Raw genomic sequence first — 18,433 nt, forward strand, 5'->3', positions numbered from 1 at the left:
CGGCCCCCCGTCCGCCGGAAGCGCCCGGTGTGCCCGGTGAACCCGCGGGGCCGCATCACTCCACCGTCACCGACTTGGCCAGGTTGCGCGGCTGGTCCACCTCGTTGCCGCGGGCCGTGGCCAGCTCGCAGGCGAAGACCTGCAGCGGCACGGTGGCCACCAGCGGCTGGAGCAGGGTGGGCGTGGCGGGGATGCGCACCAGGTGGTCGGCGTACGGCACGACCGTCTCGTCGCCCTCCTCGGCGATGACGATGGTCCGCGCGCCCCGGGCCCGGATCTCCTGGATGTTGGAGACGATCTTGTCGTGCAGCACGGACCGGCCGCGCGGCGACGGCACGACCACGACCACCGGCAGGTCCTCCTCGATCAGCGCGATCGGGCCGTGCTTGAGCTCACCGGCCGCGAAGCCCTCGGCGTGCATGTACGCCAGTTCCTTGAGCTTGAGCGCGCCCTCCAGGGCGACGGGGAAGCCCACGTGGCGGCCGAGGAAGAGCACGGTGTTCTTGTCCGCCAGGGAGCGGGCCAGCTCCCGCACCGGCTCCATCGTGGCCAGGACCTTCTCGACCTCCGTGGAGATCTGCGACAGCTCCCGGATCACCGAGCCGATCTCGTCGCCCCACTTGGTGCCGCGCACCTGGCCCAGGTAGAGGGCCACCAGGTAGCAGGCCACCAGCTGGGTCAGGAACGCCTTGGTGGAGGCGACCGCGACCTCGGGCCCGGCATGGGTGTAGAGCACCGCGTCGGACTCACGCGGGATGGTGGAGCCGTTGGTGTTGCAGATGGCCAGCACCTTGGCGCCCTGCTCGCGGGCGTGGCGCAGCGCCATCAGGGTGTCCATGGTCTCGCCGGACTGGCTGATGGCGACGACGAGCGTGCGCTGGTCCATGATCGGGTCCCGGTAGCGGAACTCGCTGGCCAGCTCGGTCTCGCAGGGGATGCGCGTCCAGTGCTCGATGGCGTACTTGGCGATCATCCCGGCGTGGTAGGCCGTGCCGCAGGCCACGATGACGACCTTGTCCACCTCGCGCAGCACGTGGTCGGGGATGCGCACCTCGTCCAGGGCCAGCCGCCCGGCCTCGTCGATGCGGCCCAGGAGGGTGTCGGCGACCGCCTTGGGCTGCTCGGCGATCTCCTTGAGCATGAAGTAGTCGTAGCCGCCCTTCTCGGCGGCCGAGGCGTCCCAGTCCACGTGGTAGGCGCGGGTGTCGGCGGGGGCGCCGTCGAAGTCGGTGACCGTCACCCGGTCCCGCCTCAGCTCCACGACCTGGTCCTGGCCCAGCTCGATGGCCTCGCGGGTGTGGGCGATGAAGGCCGCGACGTCGGAGGCGAGGAAGTTCTCGCCCTCGCCGACGCCGACCACCAGCGGCGAGTTGCGCCTGGCGCCGACGACGGTGTCGGGCTCGTCGGCGTGGACGGCGACGAGGGTGAAGGCGCCCTCCAGCCGGCGGCACACCTGCCGCATGGCCTCGGCCAGGTCGCCGCAGGAGGAGAAGTTCTCGGCGAGCAGATGGGCCACGACCTCGGTGTCGGTCTCGGAGGTCAGCTCGTGGCCGCGCTCGGCCAGCTCGGCGCGGAGCGCGGCGAAGTTCTCGATGATGCCGTTGTGGACGACCGCGACCCGCCCGGAGTTGTCCAGGTGCGGGTGCGCGTTGGCGTCGGTCGGCCCGCCGTGGGTGGCCCACCGGGTGTGGCCGATGCCGGTGGCGCCGGCCGGCAGCGGGCGCTCGTCCAGCAGCTTGCCGAGGTTGCCCAGTTTCCCGGCCTTCTTCGCGGCGGCCAGCCCGCCGTCGGCGAGGACGGCAACGCCCGCCGAGTCATAACCGCGGTACTCCAACCGCTTCAGTCCCGCGATGACGACGTCGAGGGCGGACTGCCCTCCCACATAACCAACGATTCCGCACATGCGATGCAGCCTAAGGGCTGCCGGGGGCGGGGGCTGTCAGCGCCCTCGGCCTATTCGTCCGACCGCCCGCCTGACGATCTCCAGGTACTCGGCCTCCTCGCACCGCGGTCTGCCTCCCGGCCGGTAGGTCTTCAGCGCGTCGCCGGGGTGCTCCCCCAGGTCCTCGTCGGGCAGTTCGTCCAGGAGTTCCTCCCACGCACGGGCGTCGCGGGCCTCTGCGGATTTCCGTGCGGCGAGGCGGCGGCGTGCCGCGCGGGAGCGCTGGAACGGAAGCGGCATACGGATCCCCTCCGGGCCGGTGGTACGCGGACCAGCCGGAAGTGGGCAGGGGTCCGCACAGCGGATTCACACACATGGAGCAAGTGCGCGAATGCGGTCAACGTAGCCGCGCGGGACCGCCGCGTACAGCCCTTCGCGCGTACATCTGTGCTACTGATCACACGGGAACGGCCGTGGGGCCGGCCGCGCGCGGCCCGACAATGGGCCCGTGTCCACCCCCACCACCGCCCCCGGACCCCCCGCCGCGTCCGGTGTCCCGCCGCAGCACCGCCGCGGCCGGCCCTCCGACGCGAGCCCCTTCGTCGACCTCGGGAGGGCCGAGTGGAGCGCCCTGCGGGAGAAGACCCCGCTGCCGCTGACCGCCGCGGAGGTGGAGGAGCTGCGCGGACTCGGCGACGTCATCGACCTCGACGAGGTGCGGGACGTCTACCTGCCGCTGTCCCGGCTGCTCAACCTCTACGTCGGCGCCACCCACGGGCTGCGCGGCGCGCTCAACACCTTCCTCGGCGACGCGGGCGGCGGGCACGGCGCCCAGCGCGGCACCCCGTTCGTCATCGGGGTCGCGGGCAGCGTAGCGGTCGGCAAGTCCACGGTGGCCCGGCTGCTGCGGGCGCTGCTGGCCCGCTGGCCCGAGCACCCGCGGGTGGAGCTGGTGACCACCGACGGCTTCCTGTTCCCCAACGCGGAGCTGCACCGGCGCGGGCTGATGTCGCGCAAGGGCTTCCCCGAGTCCTACGACCGCCGCGCCCTCACCCGGTTCGTCGCGGACGTCAAGTCGGGCCGGGAGGAGGTCACCGCCCCCGTCTACTCGCACCTGATCTACGACATCGTCCCCGGAGAGGTGCTGACGGTGCGCCGCCCCGACATCCTGATCGTCGAGGGCCTCAACGTCCTCCAGCCGGCCCTGCCGGGCAAGGACGGCCGCACCCGGCTGGCCGTCGCCGACTACTTCGACTTCTCCGTCTACGTGGACGCGCGCACCGAGGACATCGAGCGGTGGTACCTGGACCGCTTCCGCAAGCTGCGCGAGACCGCCTTCCAGAACCCGTTCTCCTACTTCCGCAGGTACACGCAGGTTTCGGAGGAGGAGGCGCTGGACTACGCGCGCGGGATCTGGCGGACCATCAACCGACCGAACCTGCGGGAGAACATCGCCCCGACCCGGGGCCGCGCCGGCCTGATCCTGCGCAAGGGGCCGGACCACAAGGTCCAGCGCCTGTCGCTGCGCAAGCTCTGACGCGGGACGCCCGCACATCGGCGGAGAGGCGGCCCGCGGCCGACCGCCCCGCCTTCCGTCGTGCCGGACCGCGCGCCCGCGCGGAGCGCGCCGAACGCGCGACGTCAGCCCAGCGCCGACTTGACCTCGTCCGCCAGCCGCTCGGCCACCGCGCGGGCCTGCTCCAGGTCCGCGGCCTCGACCATCACCCGCACCAGCGGCTCGGTGCCGGAGGAGCGCAGCAGCACCCGGCCGGTCTCGCCCAGCTCCTTCTCGGCCTCGTTCACGGCGGTGGCCAGCCGGGCCGAGGAGGAGACCCGGGTCTTGTCCACGTCCCGCACGTTGACCAGCACCTGCGGCAGGCGCCGCATCACGCCCGCCAGCTCGGCCAGCGGCCGGCCGGTGGCGGCCACCCGCGCGGCCAGCATCAGACCGGTCAGGGTGCCGTCGCCGGTGGTGGCGTGGTCCAGCACGATCACGTGCCCGGACTGCTCTCCGCCCAGCGAGTAGCCACCGCGCTTCATCTCCTCCAGCACGTAGCGGTCGCCGACCGCCGTCTGGAGCAGCTCGACGCCCTCGCGCTCCATGGCGAGCTTGAAGCCGAGGTTGGACATCACCGTGGCCACCACGGTGTTCCCCCGCAGCGCGCCGGCGTCCTTCATGCCCAGGGCCAGCACGCTGAGGATCTGGTCGCCGTCGATCTCCTCGCCGGCCGCGTCCACGGCCAGGCAGCGGTCGGCGTCGCCGTCGTGGGCCACGCCCAGGTCGGCGCCGTGCTCGACGACGGCCGCGCGCAGCCCGGCGAGGTGGGTGGAGCCGCAGCCGTCGTTGATGTTGAGCCCGTCGGGCTCGGTGGCGATGGTGACCACCTCGGCGCCCGCCCGCGCGAACGCCTCCGGGGAGACCCGCGCCGCCGCGCCGTGCGCGCCGTCGATGACGACCTTGAGCCCGTCGAGCCGGTTGGGCAGGACGCCGACGAGGTGGGCGACGTACTTGTCGAAGCCCTCGTCGTACTCCTTGACCCGGCCCACCCCGGCGCCCGTCGGGCGGTCCCAGGGCTCGCCGGAGGCGTGCTCGCGGTAGGTCCGCTCGATACGGTCCTCCAGTTCGTCGGCGAGCTTGTGTCCGCCGCGGGCGAAGAACTTGATGCCGTTGTCGGGCATGGGGTTGTGGCTGGCGGACAGCATCACACCCAGGTCGGCGCCGAGCGCGCCGGTCAGGTACGCCACGGCCGGGGTCGGCAGCACGCCCACCCGCAGCACGTCCACGCCCGCGCTGGCCAGCCCGGCCACCACGGCGGCCTCCAGGAACTCCCCGGACGCGCGCGGATCACGTCCGACCACCGCCACCGGGCGATGGCCCTTGAACGTACCCGCCTCGGCGAGCACGTGCGCCGCCGCGACCGACAGACCGAGCGCCATTTCGGCGGTCAGGTCGGCGTTGGCGACTCCGCGCACACCGTCCGTACCGAAGAGTCGTCCCACCGTGGTTCCTCCGAGTTCCGAGCTGAGCTCCGGGCCTGCCGAGGCCCGGTCGATCCAGATATACGCCCCTTGGCGGCGGATGCGGCACGGCCGTGACCGCGGCATGCCGACGGTCGCCCCACCGGACGCGCCGGTCCGGGGGCGAGTGGTGGCCCGAAGACGAACGCCCCGACGCACCGTGACGGTGCTGTCGGGGCGCTCATCAGCGGATCCCAGGGATTCCAGCGGACAGCGAGGCGCTGATCAACGCTTGCTGTACTGGGTGCCCTTGCGGGCCTTCTTCAGACCGGCCTTCTTCCGCTCGACCGCGCGGGCGTCGCGGGTCAGGAAGCCGGCCTTCTTCAGCGGGCCGCGGTTGTTCTCCACGTCCGCCTCGTTCAGGGCGCGGGCCACGCCCAGGCGCAGCGCGCCGGCCTGGCCGGAGACGCCACCGCCGCTGATGCGGGCGACGACGTCGTAGCGGTTGTCCAGCTCCAGAACCTTGAACGGCTCGTTGACTTCCTGCTGGTGCACCTTGTTCGGGAAGTAGGCCTCCAGGGTGCGGCCGTTGATCTTCCACTGGCCGCTGCCCGGCACGATGCGCACGCGGGCGATGGCGTTCTTCCGGCGCCCGGTGCCGGCGCCCGGCTGGGGCTCACCGAAACGGGACGCGAGGGACTCGGTGGTGTACTCCTCGACGCCCTCGGGGGTCTCGGTGGTGTACTGCTCGACCTCTTCGATCGGGGTCTCGGCGGTGGTCTCGGCCACGGTTCTCCTTAAGCTCTCTTCAGTCTTGGTTGTGGCCGGACTACTGCGCGACCTGGGTGATCTCGAACGGGACCGGCTGCTGGGCGCCGTGCGGGTGGTTCTCACCCGCGTAGACCTTCAGCTTCGAGAGCATCTGGCGGCCCAGGGAGTTCTTCGGGAGCATGCCCTTGACGGCCTTCTCCACGGCCTTCTCCGGGTTGTTCCTCAGCAGGTCGTCGTAGCGGACGGACCGCAGACCGCCGGGGTAGCCGGAGTGGCGGTAGGCCAGCTTCTGGGTCCGCTTGTTGCCGGAGAGGTGCACCTTGTCGGCGTTGATGATGATGACGAAGTCACCAGCGTCAACGTGCGGCGCGTACACCGGCTTGTGCTTGCCCCTCAGAAGGGTGGCGGCCTGGGTGGCCAGACGGCCCAGGACGACGTCGGTGGCGTCGATGACGTGCCACTGGCGCTGGACGTCGCCGGGCTTGGGGCTGTACGTACGCACGGTCGTAGCCTTCGCTTCTTCAGTGAGTGTTTCCTGACAAGGTCACCGGAGATCACGACAGCCCTGACCGCACTCCGGTGACGCAAGCCGGTGCGGGTCGCTGGTCATCGTCCTGGTGGACCAGGCGTAACGGCCTCTCACGTGAGAACGAGCAAGCCAATACGCACAACGAACCAGCAGGATACCGGCCGTCCTCCGCACGGGTCAAAACACCCCCTCCCGGCGGAGCGCCGGGCCCGGCGCGGGGCCCGCGGGTGCCGCCTCCCGCGGCGGGCGTGTCAGCGCGCCCGCGCCACCCGCCCCTCGCTCCAGACCGGCTCCGGCGCCTCACGCACCCGCCCGTCCGCGCCGAAGACCAGGAAGCGGTCGAAGGAGCGGGCGAACCAGCGGTCGTGCGTCACCGCCAGCACCGTCCCCTCGTACGCCTCCAGCCCCTGCTGGAGCGCCTCGGCGCTCTCCAGGTCCAGGTTGTCGGTCGGCTCGTCCAGCAGCAGCGCCGTCGATCCGGCCAGCTCCAGCAGCAGGATCTGGAAGCGGGCCTGCTGGCCGCCCGAGAGCTTCCCGAAGGGCTGCTCGGCCTGGCGGTCCAGCTCGTAGCGGCGCAGCGCGGACATCGCCGCGCCCCGGTCCTTCGCGTGCTCGGTCCACAGGACGTCCAGCAGGGTGCGCCCCTCCAGCTCGGGATGGGCGTGGTTCTGGGCGAAGTGGCCGGGGACCACCCGGGCGCCCAGCTTCCACTCGCCGGTGTGGGCGACGTCGCCCCCGGCCAGCAGCCGCAGGAAGTGCGACTTGCCCGAGCCGTTGGAGCCCAGCACCGCGACCCGCTCGCCGTAGAAGACCTCCAGGTCGAACGGCTTCATCAGCCCGGTCAGCTCCAGACCGGCACAGGTGACCGCCCGCACCCCGGTGCGCCCGCCGCGCAGCCGCATCCGGATGTCCTGCTCGCGCGGCGGCTCCTGCGGCGGGCCGGCCTCCTCGAACTTCCGCAGCCGGGTGCGGGCCGCCTGGAGCCGGGAGGCGAGCCCGTCGTTGTAGGCGGCCTTCTGCTTGAGGGTGTTCACCAGTTTCCTCAGCTGCGCGTGCTGCTCGTCCCAGCGCCGCCGCAGCTCCTCGAAGCGGGCGAAGCGCTCCTTGCGGGCCTGGTGGTAGGTGGCGAAGCCGCCGCCGTGCACCCACACGTCCGATCCGGCCGGGCCCGGCTCCACGCTGACGATCCTCCGCGCCGCCCGGGCCAGCAGCTCGCGGTCGTGGGAGACGAACAGGACCGTCTTGCGGGTCTCGGCCAGCCGCTCCTCCAGCCAGCGCTTGCCGGGAACGTCGAGGTAGTTGTCCGGCTCGTCCAGCAGCAGCACCTCGTCCGGGCCGCGCAGCAGCGCCTCCAGCACCAGCCGTTTCTGCTCGCCGCCCGACAGGGTCCGCACCCGCCGCCACTGCGCCTTGTCGTACGGGACGCCGAGGGCGGCGGTGGTGCACACGTCCCAGGCGGTCTCGGCCTCGTAGCCGCCGGCCTCCGCCCAGTCCGCCAGCGCCTGCGCGTAACCCATCTGGGCGGCCTCGTCGTCGACCTCCATGATCCTCAGCTCGGCGGCGTCCACCGCCTCCGCCGCCTGGCGCACCCGCGGCCGGGCCACCGAGATCAGCAGGTCGCGCACCGTGCGTTCGTCCCGGACCGAACCCACGAACTGCGGCATCACCCCGAGCCCGCCGCCGACGGTCACCGTGCCGCCGTGCGGCCTCAGCTCGCCGGCGATCAGCCGCAGCAGCGTCGTCTTCCCGGCCCCGTTGGCGCCCACCAGGGCCACCACCGAGCCCTCCCCCACCCGGAACGAGACATCGCCGAGCAGCACCCTCCCGTCGGGCAGGTAGTACTCCAGGTGCGCGGCCTCGACGTGTCCCATCCTCCGACTGTGAACGCGCCGACGGCCCCGCGGCAAGCGAATAAGATGCGGGGCATGAGCTTTGGGCAGGGGGGGCCGGGCTGGGGCCCGGGAGGACCGTCCGGACAGCCGGGGCCGCCGGGGCAACCGGGGCCGTTCGGGCAGCCTGGGCGGTCCGGGCCGCCGGAGCCGTCCACACCGGACTGGGCGGCACTCGCCGAGCGCAGCGAGCGTGCCCGCGCCCGGCGCCGCCGCTGGCTGATGATCGGCGGCGGGGCGGTGGCCACCGCCGTCGTCGCCGCGATCGTCGCGGTCGCCGTCGTCAACGAGGGCGGCTCGGGCCCCGGCCCCGCCGCCTCGGACTCCCCGGCGCCGTCGGCCTCCGAGACCCCGCCGCCCGACCCGGAGCAGCCGGAGCCCACCTTCTCCTCCGAGCCGCCTCCCCCGCCGCCGGACCCGCGGGACTTCCTCTCCAGCGCCGAGAAGGACACCGCCCCGCTCGGCGCCGGCACACTCTTCCCCGGCGACTCGATGAAGGCCAACGGCCGCACCTACGACAAGGGCGCCACGGCCTCCACCAAGAGCTGCGCCTCCGGCACCCAGGGCGCGCTCGGAGCGGTGCTGGCGGACAACGGCTGCCGCGAGCTGATCCGGGTGACGTACGTGCGCGAGGGGGTGGCGGTCACCGTCGGCGTCGCGGTCTTCGACGACGCCGAGGCCGCGGGCAAGGCCAAGGAGCAGTCCCGGCCCAACGTCGCCTCACTGCCCGGCTCGGGCGTGCCCACCTTCTGCCGGGGCGGCGTGACCTGCCGCACCTCCGCCAACGCGCTGGGCCGCTACGCGTACTTCACCATCTCCGGCTACACCAGCGGCAAGGACGTCACCGCCTCCGAGACCGCCGCCCGCCGGGCCGGCCTGGACGCGGCCGACTTCGCCTTCGCCCGCATCCTCGAGCGCGGCCAGGAGCAGGCGGCGGCCTCGGTCACCGGCTGACCCGTGGCCCTGGACCGGGCGAGCCGGTCCAGGGCCACGGGCATCTCGGGATCAGTCCCGCTGTGCTCCCGCCGGGAGCGTGCGCAGCGTCACCTTCGTGGCCGTCTTCCGCTCGAAGGACCAGTCGAGCATCCTCGTCGCGTCCCGGTAGCGGTCGGAGCTGTTCAGGATCACTCCGACGACCGTGCGCTTGTCACGCGTCGCCGCGAAGACCAGGCAGGGGCCGGCCTTGGAGCCCGTACCGGTCTTGATGCCGATCACGCCCTTGTACGAGCCGAGCAGCTTGTTGGTGTTGTACCAGGTGTAGGTGCGGCCGTTGGTCGCCTTCTGGACGGTCCTGGTCGCCTTGACCACCGCCCTGAACGTGGAGTTCCCCAGCGCGTGCCGCGCCAGCTTCGCCATGTCGCGGGGGGTCGAGTAGTTCTTGCCACTCTTGGGGATGCCGTCGAAGGAGTCGAACTTCGTGTTCTTCATCCCCAGACCGGCGGCCTTCTTGTTCATCTTGGAGATGAACGACTTGGTGCGGGCGGCCGTCGTGCTCCCGCTGCCGAAGGTGTCGGCCAGCGCGTACGCCGCGTCGCAGCCGGAGGGCAGCATCATCCCGTACAGCAGCTGGCGCACCGTGAGCTTGTCGCCCGTCTTCAGGTCCGCGGTGCTGGCCCCGTACTTGGTCACGTAGTCGCGGTAGGCCTTCTTCACCGTGACCTTGCGGTTCAGGTCGACGCCCTTGGTGGTCACCACGACCGCCGCGGCCATGATCTTGGTGGTGCTGGCCATCTCCCTCCGGGTGTCGGCGCCCTTGCCCCACAGGGGCTTGTCGGGCCCGCTGTCCAGCAGGAAGGCACCCTTGGCCGCTATCCCGGACGGTCCCCCGGCCGCCTGGGCGGGTGCCGCCGTCGGGCCCGCCAGGAGTACGGCGCAGGCGGCCGCCAGCACCACGCCCGCCCTGCGGATCCCCCTTGTACGAAGTCTCAATGGACGCTCCGTCATCGTGGTCGACGGACCCGCGCGGCGCGGGCCCGACTACTGGACGGCCGAGCGGCACCGGCGGTTGCCCACCGGATCCGGCCAACCCGTCAGCAGCACCCCGCGCCCACACCCGCGCCCGGGAGGGTGCGGCGGTTGCGCGCCTCGGCGTTGCGCGCGGCCAGCAGTTCGTCGGCCGGGTAGCCGACCTCCTCCAGGGTGAGCCCGTGCGGCCGCACCACGTGCACCGCCGAGTCCCGCACCCCGGCCGCCAGCACCTGTCCCGGCCACGCCGGCGGGCGGTGCCCGTCGCCGACGAAGAGCAGGGCGCCCACCAGCGAGCGCACCATGTTGTGGCAGAAGGCGTCGGCGACCACCCGGGCCTCCACGGTGCCGTCGGGGCGCCGCCGCCAGCTCAGTTCCCTGAGCGTCCGTATGGTCGTCGCGCCCTCGCGCCGCTTGCAGTAGGCGGCGAAGTCGTGCTCACCCAGCAGGCGCTCGGCCGCCTCGTTCATGGCGTCCACGTCCAGCGGCCAGTCGTGCCACAGCACATGGCCGCGCCGGAGCGGGTCCACCCCTCCCGGGTGGTCGCAGACGCGGTAGGCGTAGCGGCGCCAGATCGCCGAGAAGCGCGCGTTGAAGTGGGGCGGGGCCGCACCGATCCGGTGCACCCGTACGTCGTGCGGCAGCCGCCCGGCCAGTCGGCGCAGCAGCCGTTCCCGGTGCGCCTCCCACAGGTCGGCGGGCAGGTCGGCGTGCGCCACCTGGCCGCGGGCGTGGACGCCCGCGTCGGTGCGGCCGGCGACCGTCAGCTCGAAGACCTCCTCCGAGCGGGTCACCACCCGCAGCGCGTCCTCCAGCTCACCCTGCACGGTGCGCCGCCCGCGCTGCCGCGCCCAGCCGGAGAACTTGCTGCCGTCGTACGACAGGTCCAGCCGGACCCGTACGTGTCCGGGCTCCACCTCGTCGCTCACACCGTGATCCTCTCGAAAAGCGCGTACAGCACGTACAGCGCGTGAAGCGCGTAAACGGCGGCGGACCCGCTCCCGGAAAGGGGGAGGCGGGTCCGCCGCGGTGTGCTCGGGATGCCCCGGAGCGGAGAACGCCTCAGGCGTCCTTCTTCTCCTCGGACTTCTCCTCCGCGGGTGCCTCGGCCGCGGCCTCGGTCTCCTCGGCCGGGGCCTCGGCGGCCTCGTCCTTCGCGGCGTCCTTCTTGAGGTCCTTCACGGCCTCGTCGCCCGCGGCGTCCTTGGCCGTGCGCTTCGTGGCGGCCTCGGCCTCGCCGACGGCCTCCTGCTGCACGGTCAGGGCCTCCACCAGCTCGATGACCGCCATGGGCGCGTTGTCGCCGCGGCGGTTGCCGATCTTGGTGATGCGGGTGTAACCGCCGGGGCGGTTCTCGTAGCGCGGGCCGATCTCGGTGAAGAGCGTGTGCACGACGCTCTTGTCGAGGATGGTGCGCATCACACGGCGGCGGTTGTGAAGGTCGCCCTTCTTCGCCTTGGTGATCAGACGCTCGGCCACCGGGCGCAGGCGGCGGGCCTTGGCCTCGGTGGTGGTGATGCGACCGTGCTCGAAGAGGGCGGTGGCGAGGTTCGCCAGCATGGCCTTCTCGTGCGCGGCGCCGCCGCCGAGGCGGGCGCCCTTGGTGGGCTTCGGCATGGTTGTCTCTCCTCGATGTCTGCACCGGCCGTATCAGGTACCGGTGTCAGTGTCCGTACGGGCTTGTGCCCGCCGGAGCCGGGGCGTGCGACCGCACTCGCGCTCGGCCGTACGCTCCGGGAAACGTGGGCCGACCGGGCGCGGGCGGGTGCCGCGCCCGGTCGGGATGCCGGTGGGGACCGGCGTCGTTACCGCCGGGTGCCGGTCAGTACTGCTCGGTCTCGACGAAACCGGAGTCCGCGTCGTCGTCGGCGCCGAAGGCGTCGGCGGCGGCGGTCGGGTCGAATCCGGGCGGGCTGTCCTTGAGGGTCAGGCCCATGCCGGCCAGCTTCGCCTTGACCTCGTCGATCGACTTGGCGCCGAAGTTGCGGATGTCGAGCAGGTCCGCCTCGGAGCGGGCCACCAGCTCGCCCACCGAGTGGATGCCCTCGCGCTTGAGGCAGTTGTAGGAGCGGACGGTCAGCTCCAGCTCCTCGATCGGCAGGGCCAGGTCGGCGGCGAGTGCGGCGTCCGTCGGGGACGGGCCCATGTCGATGCCCTCGGCGTCGACGTTCAGCTCGCGGGCCAGGCCGAACAGCTCGACCAGGGTCTTGCCGGCGGAGGCCATGGCGTCACGCGGACGCATGGACTCCTTGGTCTCGACGTCGACGATCAGCTTGTCGAAGTCGGTGCGCTGCTCGACACGGGTCGCCTCGACCTTGTAGGTGACCTTGAGGACCGGCGAGTAGATGGAGTCGACCGGGATGCGGCCGATCTCCTGGCCGGCCTGCTTGTTCTGCACGGCGGAGACGTAGCCGCGACCGCGCTCGACGGTCAGCTCCATCTCCAGCTTCCCCTTGCCGTTCAGCGTGGCGAGGACCAGGTCGGGGTTGTGCACCTCGACACCGGCCGGCGGGGCGATGTCGGCGGCGGTGACCAGACCCGGGCCCTGCTTGCGCAGGTACATCACGACCGGCTCGTCGTGCTCCGAGGAGACGACCAGGCTCTTGATGTTGAGGATCAGGTCGGTGACGTCCTCCTTGACGCCCGGCACGGTGGTGAACTCGTGCAGGACGCCGTCGATCCGGATGCTGGTCACGGCAGCACCGGGGATCGAGGACAGGAGCGTGCGGCGCAGGGAGTTTCCGAGGGTGTAGCCGAAGCCCGGCTCCAGCGGTTCGATCACGAACCGGGAACGGAACTCGTCCACGACCTCTTCGGTCAGTGAGGGGCGCTGAGCGATCAGCATGGGGATGTGCCTCCAGTCTTCGGCAACCGCTATTTGATGCCGAGCACCGGGCGGGAGCCCGGTTTTCCACTACAAGGGTACGGGCGGTGCGGCCCGTGCGGGCCGCACCGCCCGTGACCGTGAGCCGGTACTCCGGATTACTTGGAGTACAGCTCGACGATCAGCTGCTCCTGCACCTGGGTGTCGATCACCTGGCGCTCGGGCAGCGAGTGGACGAGGATCCGCATCTTCGACGGAATGGCCTCGAGCCACGCCGGTACCGTCTTGTCCCCGGCCTCCGCCTGCGCCACCTGGAAGGGGGTCAGGTTACGGGAGGAGGGGCGGACCTCGACGATGTCGTTGGGAGCGACGCGGGCCGACGGGATGTCGGTCTTGCGACCGTTCACCATGATGTGTCCGTGGCGGACGAGCTGGCGGGCGTGGTCGCGGGACTTGGCGAAGCCGGCCCGGTAGACCACGTTGTCCAGACGGGACTCCAGGATGCGGAGCAGGTTCTCACCCGTCTTGCCCTGCTTGCGGTTGGCCTCGTTGAAGTAACCGCGGAACTGCTTCTCGAGGACACCGTAGATGCGGGCGGCCTTCTGCTTCTCACGCTTCTGCAGCAGGTACTCGCTGTCCTTGGTGCGCCCGCGTCCGTGCTCACCCGGGGGGTAAGGACGGATCTCGATCGGGCACTTCGCGCTCTCGCACTTGGCTCCCTTGAGAAAGAGCTTCTGCTTCTCCCGACGGCAACGCTTGCAGTCGGCCCCGGTGTAACGCGCCATGTTCGTGTATCTCCTACTTCTGCCGGATCAGACGCGGCGACGCTTCGGCGGGCGGCAGCCGTTGTGCGGGGTCGGGGTGACGTCCTGGATCGAACCCACCTCGAGGCCGGTGGCCTGGAGGGAGCGGATCGCGGTCTCACGGCCGGAGCCGGGACCCTTGACGAACACGTCGACCTTGCGCATGCCGTGCTCCTGCGCGCGGCGGGCGGCCGACTCGGCGGCCATCTGCGCGGCGAACGGCGTCGACTTGCGCGAGCCCTTGAAGCCCACGTGACCGGCGGAAGCCCAGGAAATCACGTTGCCGGTGGGGTCGGTGATGGAAACGATGGTGTTGTTGAACGTGCTCTTGATGTGAGCGTGCCCGTGGGCGACGTTCTTCTTCTCCTTGCGGCGCACCTTCTTGGCGCCGGCCGTACGGCCCTTCGGAGGCATAGAAAAATACTCCTATGGAGGTGGTCGGTCCTGCGGTCCGGACCACTGGCGGTGTCCGGTGAGGACTACTTCTTGCCCGGCTTCTTCTTGCCGGCGATCGCGCGACGCGGGCCCTTGCGGGTGCGGGCGTTGGTGCTGGTGCGCTGGCCGTGGACGGGCAGACCGCGACGGTGGCGCAGACCCTGGTAGCTGCCGATCTCGACCTTGCGGCGGATGTCGGCCTGGATCTCGCGGCGGAGGTCACCCTCGGTGCGGATGTTGGCCTCGACGTACTCACGGATCCTGACGAGCTCTTCCTCGGTCAGGTCGCGGACGCGGGTGTCCGGGTTCACACCGGTGTTCGCGAGCGTCTGCTGGGAGAGCGTGCGACCGATGCCGAAGACATAGGTGAGAGCGACCTCCACGCGCTTGTCGCGCGGGAGGTCGACGCCTTCGAGGCGTGCCATGAACGTGGCTCCTGGTTTCGTTGGAGGTCTTCCGCAGCACCGTTCCCGTAGCGAGTACGAGCCGGGTCCCCGGCCTCCGTCCGGGGGTGTCGTCCCCACCGGCGTCGACGGATGTCACGGCGGGGGGTCGGGTGTCTGCGTATCTACATGTCGCTTGCGTCGCGCGAAGAACCGCGAGAGGTGCGAGGCGTGGAGGTCTTGCGTCAGCCCTGGCGCTGCTTGTGGCGCAGGTTGTCGCAGATGACCATGACCCGGCCGTGGCGGCGGATCACCTTGCACTTGTCGCAGATCTTCTTGACGCTCGGCTTGACCTTCATGGGATGTGAGGTTCTCCGGGTCAGGCCACCACCCCGCGCGGGGCGGGGTGAGGGCGAGATCTACTTGTAGCGGTAGACGATCCGCCCGCGCGTCAGGTCGTAGGGAGACAGCTCCACCACGACACGGTCGTCGGGAAGGATACGGATGTAGTGCATCCGCATCTTGCCGCTGATGTGCGCGAGGACCTGGTGCCCGTTCTGGAGCTCCACCTTGAACATCGCGTTCGGGAGAGACTCGACGACGGTGCCCTCGATCTCGATGGCCCCTTGTTTTTTGGCCATGCTTGAGCGCTTCACCTTCCGGGATCGGCTACCTGGGTCAGCCCGTGGGTGCGCGCAGGCACACATGGACCGACGAGCCAGTCTACGGCACGGCTCCGGGAAAGACGAATCGGGGATGTATGCCCATCGTGGGAGATCTTTATGCGGACTGCGGGGACTTCACCCGGCTCGCGGCCGTCCCCCACCCGGCTCACCGCAGGAGGGGCGGTGGTGCGGCCGGGGCCGCGCGCTCCGTACCGCCCGGCTCCCGGTGGAGAGAGCCTGCCGGCCCCGGTCAGTCCAGCGGGTCGGGTGCGGTGGTGACGCCGTACTCCGCCAGCTTCGCCCGGCCGCCGTCCGGCGCCGTCAGCACCAGCGGGCCCTGCTCGGTCAGCGCGACGGAGTGCTCCCAGTGGCAGGACCAGCTGCCGTCGTCCGTCTTGACCGTCCACTCGTCCTCCAGGACGTGTGTCCTGGCCGTGCCCAGGCTGACCATCGGCTCGATCGCCAGGCACATGCCCGGCACCAGCTTCGGGCCCTTGCCACGGCGGCGCTCGACGTAGTTCAGCAGGTGCGGGTCCATGTGCATCTGGCTGCCGATGCCGTGGCCGCCGTAGTCCTCGATGATCCCGTAGCGCCCCGAGGCCGGGCGGGGCTGGCGGCGGATGTACCCCTCGATCGCCTTGGAGATGTCCACCAGCCGGTTGCCCTTGCGCATCGCCGCGATGCCGGCCCACATCGACTCCTCGGTGACCCGGCTCAGCTCGTGCACCTCGGGGGCGTGGCCCTCGCCGACGAAGACGGTGATCGCCGCGTCCCCGTGCCAGCCGTCGACGATCGCGCCCGCGTCGACGGAGATGATGTCGCCGGACTCCAGCACCGTCTCCCGGTCGGGGATGCCGTGGACGACGACGTCGTTCACCGAGGTGCAGATGTTGCCGGGGAAGCCGCCGTAGCCGAGGAAGTTCGGCTTGGCCCCGTGGTCGGCGAGCACCTTGGCCGCGACCTCGTCCAGGTCCTTGGTGGTCGCGCCCGGTACCGCGGCCTTGCGGCAGGCCGCGTGCATCGCGGCGACGACCAGCCCGGCCGCGCGCATCTTCGCGATCTGCTCGGGGGTCTTGATCTCCACCATGACGGCTGACGCCTTCCAGCTCGCGGTTGTCTGTGCCACATCCGGCCCGGTGTGCTGCCGCCGGACCCGTTCACTACACGATACGGCCGCGGTGCCCGCCCCGGGCACCGCGGCCTTCTCGCCGTTCCTCGTCGGGGTCAGGCCCCGGACTGCCCGGCCGCCTGGCCGAGCGCCTCCATCGCGCGCCGGGTGACCTCGGACACCTTGCCGAGCGCCGAGATCGTCACCACCAGGCCCTGGGCCTTGTAGTAGTCGATGATCGGCTCGGTCTCGGTGTGGTAGACCTCCAGGCGCTTGCGGACGGTGTCCTCGTGGTCGTCCTCGCGCTGGTAGAGCTCGCCGCCGCAGACGTCGCAGACTCCCTCGGCCTTCGGCGGGGTGTACACGACGTGGAAGATGTGGCCGCTGTCGTTGCGGCACATCCGCCGTCCCGCGATCCGCTTGACGACCTCGTCCTCGGGGACCTCCAGGTCCAGCACGGCGTTCAGCCGGGTGCCGGACTCACGCAGGATGCCGTCCAGGGCCTCGGCCTGGCCGATGTTCCGCGGGAAGCCGTCGAGCAGGAAGCCGTCTGCGGCGTCGGGCTGCTCCATGCGGTCCCGGGCCATTCCGATGGTGACCTCGTCGGGTACGAGCTTGCCGGCCCGCATGTACTCCTGCGCCTTCTGCCCGAGCTGGGTGCCCTGGCTGATGTTGGCGCGGAAGAGGTCGCCCGTGGAGATGTGCGGGATGGACAGGTTCTCGGCCAGGTACGCGGCCTGCGTGCCCTTGCCCGCGCCAGGCGGTCCGACGAGGACGATTCGCATCAGCGGAGGAACCCTTCGTAATGGCGCTGCTGAAGCTGGCTCTCGATCTGCTTCACGGTCTCCAGACCGACACCCACGATGATCAGGATGCTGGTCCCGCCGAACGGGAAGTTCTGATTCGCGTTGAACAACACCAGCGCGACGGTGGGCACCAGAGCGATCAGACCCAGGTACAGCGAACCCGGCCACGTGATGCGGTTCAGCACGTAGCTCAGGTACTCCGCGGTGGGACGTCCGGCCCGGATGCCCGGGATGAAACCACCATACTTCTTCATGTTGTCGGCAACTTCTTCGGGGTTGAAGGAGATGGCGACGTAGAAGAAGGCGAAGAACACGATCAGCACGAAGTACGTGATGATGTAGTACGGGTGGTCACCCGTGACGAGGTGCCGGTTGATCCAGTCGGCCCAGCCAGCCTGCGACCCGCTGAACTGAACGATCAGTGCCGGGATGTAGAGCAGGGAGGAGGCGAAGATGACGGGGATCACACCCGCCTGGTTCACCTTCAGGGGGATGTAGGTGGAGGTGCCGCCGTAGGAGCGGCGTCCGATCATCCGCTTGGCGTACTGCACGGGGATGCGGCGCTGCGCCTGCTCGACGAAGACCACCAGGCCGACCATCGCCAGGCCCGCGAGGAGCACCACACCGAACTCGATCCAGCCGTCCGCCAGGTGGCCCTGCACCTTGATGGCCCACAGCAGGCCCGGGAAGCCGGCGGCGATCGAGACGAACATCAGGATCGACATGCCGTTGCCGATGCCGCGGTCGGTGATCAGCTCACCCAGCCACATGATCAGCGCGGTGCCGGCGGTCATGACGATCACCATGGTGATCGTGGTGAAGATGGAGTCGTCGGGGATGATCTGGTCACGGACGGTGCACTGCGCGAAGAGGCTGCCGCTGCGGGCCGTCGCCACCAGGCCGGTGGCCTGGAGCACGCCGAGCGCCACGGTCAGGTAACGGGTGTACTGCGTGATCTTCGCCTGGCCGGACTGCCCCTCCTTCTTGAGGGCCTCCAGCCTCGGGATCACCACCACCAGCAGCTGCAGGATGATGCTCGCCGTGATGTACGGCATGATCCCGAGCGCGAAGATGGTCAGCTGCAGCAGCGCGCCACCACTGAACATGTTGACCAGGCCGAAGAGGCCGGCGCCGGCGCCCTCGGCCTCTTTCACGCACTGGTTGACGTTCTCGAAGCTGACACCCGGGACGGGGATGTGTGCACCGAGGCGGAAGAGCACCATGATGCCGAGGGTGAACAGCAGCTTCTTGCGCAGGTCGGGCGTCTTGAACGCCCGGGCGAACGCGGTGAGCACGGTGCCTCCTGCGCCCCCCGCGTCACACGCGAGAGGTTACGGTCGTGAGGATCAACGGATAAAACGGTTCAGATTCCACAGGAGAGGCCCTGCGGAGGTCAATAACGCACGACACCTTAC

At 70.7% G+C, this 18,433-nt stretch carries 20 protein-coding genes; 2 read left to right on the forward strand and 18 right to left on the reverse strand.

Features of this window, described 5'->3' with window-relative positions; translation table 11 throughout:
• Positions 1 to 55: 55 nt before the first annotated feature.
• Both glmS and IQ279_RS14060 read right to left on the reverse strand, forming a co-directional pair.
• Positions 56 to 1,903, reverse strand: coding sequence for a glutamine--fructose-6-phosphate transaminase (isomerizing) (gene glmS / locus IQ279_RS14055; RefSeq protein WP_206348881.1), 1,848 nt, complete (start codon positions 1,901 to 1,903; stop codon positions 56 to 58).
• A gap of 36 nt (positions 1,904 to 1,939) precedes the next feature.
• A complete protein-coding gene (locus IQ279_RS14060; protein WP_206348987.1) occupies positions 1,940 to 2,182 on the reverse strand; it encodes a hypothetical protein in 243 nt (80 codons plus the stop codon).
• A 208-nt stretch (positions 2,183 to 2,390) separates the two neighbouring features.
• Here IQ279_RS14060 and coaA point away from each other — a divergent pair, with 208 nt between their 5' ends.
• Entirely contained in the window at positions 2,391 to 3,419 is a 1,029-nt protein-coding gene (gene coaA / locus IQ279_RS14065; RefSeq protein ID WP_206348882.1) for a type I pantothenate kinase, read from the forward strand.
• 104 nt (positions 3,420 to 3,523) lie between these two features.
• On the opposite strand, the gene glmM is transcribed toward coaA, so the two are convergent.
• From glmM to IQ279_RS14085, 4 genes are all read right to left on the reverse strand, one after another.
• Positions 3,524 to 4,882 carry a phosphoglucosamine mutase gene (gene glmM, locus IQ279_RS14070; protein WP_206348883.1) on the reverse strand — a complete coding sequence of 453 codons (1,359 nt, stop codon included), beginning with the start codon at positions 4,880 to 4,882 and terminating at the stop codon, positions 3,524 to 3,526.
• A 243-nt stretch (positions 4,883 to 5,125) separates the two neighbouring features.
• Complete coding sequence (rpsI, locus tag IQ279_RS14075) at positions 5,126 to 5,629, reverse strand: 30S ribosomal protein S9 (RefSeq protein WP_093660649.1); 504 nt, start codon at positions 5,627 to 5,629, stop codon at positions 5,126 to 5,128.
• Between the two features lie 40 nt (positions 5,630 to 5,669).
• Positions 5,670 to 6,113 (reverse strand): 50S ribosomal protein L13, encoded by a 444-nt coding sequence (rplM, locus tag IQ279_RS14080; protein WP_206348884.1) that lies wholly within the window; start codon positions 6,111 to 6,113, stop codon positions 5,670 to 5,672.
• A 278-nt stretch (positions 6,114 to 6,391) separates the two neighbouring features.
• Entirely contained in the window at positions 6,392 to 8,011 is a 1,620-nt protein-coding gene (locus tag IQ279_RS14085; RefSeq protein ID WP_206348885.1) for an ABC-F family ATP-binding cassette domain-containing protein, read from the reverse strand.
• A 54-nt stretch (positions 8,012 to 8,065) separates the two neighbouring features.
• Between IQ279_RS14085 and IQ279_RS14090 the strand changes: the two genes are divergently transcribed.
• Positions 8,066 to 8,983 carry a hypothetical protein gene (locus tag IQ279_RS14090; RefSeq protein WP_206348886.1) on the forward strand — a complete coding sequence of 306 codons (918 nt, stop codon included), beginning with the start codon at positions 8,066 to 8,068 and terminating at the stop codon, positions 8,981 to 8,983.
• Positions 8,984 to 9,034: 51 nt separating this feature from the next.
• On the opposite strand, the gene IQ279_RS14095 is transcribed toward IQ279_RS14090, so the two are convergent.
• The 12 genes from IQ279_RS14095 to secY all read right to left on the reverse strand — a co-directional run bounded on the left by IQ279_RS14095 (position 9,035) and on the right by secY (position 18,313).
• Positions 9,035 to 9,973: a D-alanyl-D-alanine carboxypeptidase family protein gene (locus tag IQ279_RS14095; RefSeq protein WP_101255317.1), complete on the reverse strand. Its 939-nt coding sequence runs from the start codon at positions 9,971 to 9,973 to the stop codon at positions 9,035 to 9,037.
• Between the two features lie 86 nt (positions 9,974 to 10,059).
• Entirely contained in the window at positions 10,060 to 10,923 is an 864-nt protein-coding gene (gene truA / locus IQ279_RS14100) for a tRNA pseudouridine(38-40) synthase TruA (RefSeq protein ID WP_206348887.1), read from the reverse strand.
• Positions 10,924 to 11,056: 133 nt separating this feature from the next.
• Complete coding sequence (gene rplQ, locus IQ279_RS14105; protein ID WP_206348888.1) at positions 11,057 to 11,611, reverse strand: 50S ribosomal protein L17; 555 nt, start codon at positions 11,609 to 11,611, stop codon at positions 11,057 to 11,059.
• 205 nt (positions 11,612 to 11,816) lie between these two features.
• Complete coding sequence (locus tag IQ279_RS14110; protein ID WP_093660637.1) at positions 11,817 to 12,839, reverse strand: DNA-directed RNA polymerase subunit alpha; 1,023 nt, start codon at positions 12,837 to 12,839, stop codon at positions 11,817 to 11,819.
• A gap of 137 nt (positions 12,840 to 12,976) precedes the next feature.
• A complete protein-coding gene (gene rpsD, locus IQ279_RS14115) occupies positions 12,977 to 13,603 on the reverse strand; it encodes a 30S ribosomal protein S4 (RefSeq protein WP_093851443.1) in 627 nt (208 codons plus the stop codon).
• 27 nt (positions 13,604 to 13,630) lie between these two features.
• Positions 13,631 to 14,035, reverse strand: a complete 405-nt coding sequence (gene rpsK, locus IQ279_RS14120; RefSeq protein WP_004571845.1) for a 30S ribosomal protein S11 — start codon at positions 14,033 to 14,035, stop codon at positions 13,631 to 13,633.
• Positions 14,036 to 14,100: 65 nt separating this feature from the next.
• Positions 14,101 to 14,481 carry a 30S ribosomal protein S13 gene (gene rpsM, locus IQ279_RS14125; RefSeq protein WP_206348889.1) on the reverse strand — a complete coding sequence of 127 codons (381 nt, stop codon included), beginning with the start codon at positions 14,479 to 14,481 and terminating at the stop codon, positions 14,101 to 14,103.
• 203 nt (positions 14,482 to 14,684) lie between these two features.
• Positions 14,685 to 14,798, reverse strand: coding sequence for a 50S ribosomal protein L36 (rpmJ, locus tag IQ279_RS14130; RefSeq protein ID WP_003956441.1), 114 nt, complete (start codon positions 14,796 to 14,798; stop codon positions 14,685 to 14,687).
• A gap of 60 nt (positions 14,799 to 14,858) precedes the next feature.
• A complete protein-coding gene (infA, locus tag IQ279_RS14135) occupies positions 14,859 to 15,080 on the reverse strand; it encodes a translation initiation factor IF-1 (RefSeq protein WP_003948620.1) in 222 nt (73 codons plus the stop codon).
• 274 nt (positions 15,081 to 15,354) lie between these two features.
• Complete coding sequence (gene map, locus IQ279_RS14140) at positions 15,355 to 16,191, reverse strand: type I methionyl aminopeptidase (RefSeq protein ID WP_206348972.1); 837 nt, start codon at positions 16,189 to 16,191, stop codon at positions 15,355 to 15,357.
• Positions 16,192 to 16,328: 137 nt separating this feature from the next.
• Complete coding sequence (locus IQ279_RS14145) at positions 16,329 to 16,997, reverse strand: adenylate kinase (RefSeq protein ID WP_206348890.1); 669 nt, start codon at positions 16,995 to 16,997, stop codon at positions 16,329 to 16,331.
• The gene (gene secY, locus IQ279_RS14150; protein WP_206348891.1) at positions 16,997 to 18,313 is read right to left on the reverse strand and encodes a preprotein translocase subunit SecY; all 1,317 of its coding nucleotides are present in this window, start codon (positions 18,311 to 18,313) and stop codon (positions 16,997 to 16,999) included. The genes IQ279_RS14145 and secY overlap by 1 nt, the downstream gene beginning before the upstream one ends.
• Positions 18,314 to 18,433: the final 120 nt, after the last annotated feature.

Origin of the sequence: Streptomyces verrucosisporus, assembly GCF_017114865.1 — a bacterium.
In the GTDB taxonomy this organism is placed as follows: Bacteria; Actinomycetota; Actinomycetes; order Streptomycetales; family Streptomycetaceae; genus Streptomyces; species Streptomyces fenghuangensis.